Origin of the sequence: Pseudoalteromonas sp. AS84, from assembly GCF_038900255.1 — a bacterium.
Lineage (GTDB): Bacteria > Pseudomonadota > Gammaproteobacteria > Enterobacterales > Alteromonadaceae > Pseudoalteromonas.
Window position 1 is genome coordinate 1 of the sequence record NZ_JBBMQY010000046.1, and the last position, 2,785, is coordinate 2,785.

Consider the following 2,785-nt stretch of genomic DNA (forward strand, 5'->3'; position numbering starts at 1 on the left):
TAAGGCTCTGAGCCAAATGGAATCCACCATAATGTAAATAACCCTATAAATGAACTACCTGTAAACCCTAAAAGCATTGGACCAAAGATAAGTGCTCTCATAGGGTCGTTGCCGCATGAATGGGCTTGAAAGCGCTGGGGTTGTGCCTTTAGGCCTAACTTATCGATATAAAGCCAATCATAAAGAATACATAATCCACTAAATTGTTTTGTAAGACTTTTGCTTGTTTTAGCATTAAAGTATTTATTAAAAATTGTTTTTTTAGCCAGCGGCCCGCCTAAGTACTTATAAATAGACATATTATTCCTTTAACAAACTCAAACTATGTATAGCTCAAGCTCAAACTTCCTTTAAGTTATAAAGCGGCTTTTATAAACGCTCAAGGTATTCCCATAAACAACTGCAGTGCTAAGCGCTTTGCTTTGTATTTCCAGGTTAGTTTTTCGATACGCTCAGGCTCACCTTTAAAATGCAGCCAAGGCTTAATTATTTCTTCGTTAGGTGTCGCTCTGAGCCAATTAAAATGAGCAGCCTCTTTATTAAACTTCTGCCAAATTTCGGCTTGTTGAGCAAGTGAAAAGTCGCTCCAAAATTTATTAGGTCTGTCATTTTTTTTATCAAATTCAGCGGTGAGTTCATCAAGGTGGCGGTAGTTTTCATACTCAGGTACATCAGGAAGTGGTTGGCTGTTGTCCATAAAACGCACTACACGCTCCCAATATAAATAACAGTTCATTGGGTTATTTGAGTTATCCGGAACTTGCACAACAATTTTAGTATCAGGGTATTTATCCTCATCAACATGACTTATATAGGGTACAAACCCCATTACACCCGGGCGTGTTGCAACCATATCTAAATGGCATACAATATCAGCCCACTTAAAACAACAATTACCCTGCTCATCACGCGCTTCGCAACCAGGGATAGGATAAGTAAAGCCTACTAGCTGCTTTTTTCTATCAAAGTATATTTGTTTTTTGGGGATGTAACTGTCTGTTAGTGGCAGTAAATTAAGAAAAAACAAATTCCAAGAAAAAGTAAGTATAGGTATCCACCAATGATAAGGTTCCTCGGAGTAAGTCATCACAATACAAGAGAATAAAAATAACAAACTTAAAACAAAGCCGATTATGATTGGGCCAAATAATATAACTCTAATTGAGCTATTTCCGCACATTTCTATTTTATATCGCTCTGGGTGTTTTTGTATTGCCTTCTGTTTTTTAGAAGGTAAGTCATACAAATAACATAAGCCTTTAAACTTTTCTTTAAGGCTATTTAATCTCTCAGGATAAAAAAAACGATTGAACCGCGTTTTTTTAGGCATAATATCAACGGCTAGGTAGTCATTATTTTGCATCAGATTCCTTTGATAAACAGAAGCACTTTAAGGTGTCTCTGTTTAAGTTCCTTTCTGATTGTTAAAGTATCATGGACTCTGTAACTTAAACAGCCTCAAGGAAAGCCGATAAAAAGCTGAAGCGCAAGATGCTTTGCTTTATATTTCCACGTTAATTGCTCTATGCGCTCTGGCTCTGCTTTCCAATGCAGCCAAGGTTTAATTACTTCTTCACGCTCTCTACCTTTAAGCCAATCAAAAGGAAATGCTTCACTCAGGATTTCTTCATCTATCTCTAATTGCTGCGAAAACGAAAATGAGGACCAAAACTCATCAGGCCGATTATTCTTCTTATCAAATTCAGCTGTAATGGGATCTAAATGTCGGTGTTGTTCGTACTCTGGCACATCGGGCAATGGCTTACTTAAATCCATAAAGCGTACATAACGCTCCCACAATAAATAACAATGCACAGGATTGGCTGAGAGTTCTACAACTGAACCAGTAACAGTTGTTTTAGGGTACTTATCTTGGTCTATATGACTAATTTCTGGAAAGTAATTCATTACACCCGGCGCGCCCATTTTCGAGGTTAGCCTGCAAACAATCTCTTCCCATTTAAAGCAACAGTTACCTAAATCATCTCGTTGTTCACAACCGGGTATATCAAAAGTAAATCCGACAGCTTGGTTTTGCCTGTCAAAGTACATCATCTTATCAGGTATATATCTAGCAGTTATTGGTAGTAAATTTAAGAAGAATAAGTTCCAGCAAAAGGTAAAGACTACCAGCCACCAAGGAAATGGCTCTTCAGAATACGTTGCGACAACACAGGCAATTAGCAATAGTAAACTCAATACAGCACCAATGGCCATTGGACCAAATAATATGGCTTTTATAGGGTTATTGCCACAAGGCGCTATTTTATATTGCTCTTTTTTAATCGCGTAAATGCGCCGATCTTGATTTAACCAACGTCGAAAAAAACATAACCCTCTAAATTCGCTTCCCTCATTTATTATTCGGTGAGCTTCAAAAAAGCGATTAAACTTCGCTTTCTTTGGCATTATTCCAACACCAAAGTAATTATTATTTTGCATCAGATTCCTTTGCTTTTACTAAATCAGGTGAGGCATTTTCAATTGGCTTTTCAAATATTTCAAAATCTATTGGTAACGTTAAATCTTCGTTGTATATAAGTGTTGATGTTATTTCAACATCAAACACACTAATGTTCGGTGATTCAATTTCAAACTCATAGGTGGCTGCATTTAAGCTCAGGCTATTATCATCAAATTCAGATAAATACTCTTTAGTACCTTCAACCCACCCAGCTTCTTTGTAAACATCTAGTGTTGTTGGGTGCCGCCAAGAGTATTTTACATCTAATAGCAACTCTGACTTACCAACAATAAACATTGGTAAATCTACTTTCACCGTATA

General features: G+C 37.0%; 2 protein-coding genes and 2 pseudogenes. All 4 read right to left on the minus strand.

Annotation, left to right across the window (positions count from 1 at the left end):
• Nucleotides 1-299 (minus strand): annotated as a pseudogene (locus tag WNY79_RS20725) (hypothetical protein); the annotation flags it as partial.
• Between the two features lie 80 nt (nt 300-379).
• Nucleotides 380-1,363 (minus strand): hypothetical protein, encoded by a 984-nt coding sequence (locus WNY79_RS20730; RefSeq protein WP_342876787.1) that lies wholly within the window; start codon nt 1,361-1,363, stop codon nt 380-382.
• A 95-nt stretch (nt 1,364-1,458) separates the two neighbouring features.
• Nucleotides 1,459-2,442: a hypothetical protein gene (locus tag WNY79_RS20735; protein WP_342876788.1), complete on the minus strand. Its 984-nt coding sequence runs from the start codon at nt 2,440-2,442 to the stop codon at nt 1,459-1,461.
• Nucleotides 2,432-2,785 (minus strand): annotated as a pseudogene (locus tag WNY79_RS20740) (hypothetical protein); the annotation flags it as partial. The gene WNY79_RS20735 and the pseudogene WNY79_RS20740, both read right to left, overlap by 11 nt.

What these genes read in the sequence shown, in the direction of transcription:
- WNY79_RS20730 (WP_342876787.1), bottom strand. Translation starts at nt 1,363, where the DNA reads ATGCAAAATAATGACTACCTAGCCGTTGATATTATGCCTAAAAAAACG.
- WNY79_RS20735 (WP_342876788.1), bottom strand. Translation starts at nt 2,442, where the DNA reads ATGCAAAATAATAATTACTTTGGTGTTGGAATAATGCCAAAGAAAGCG.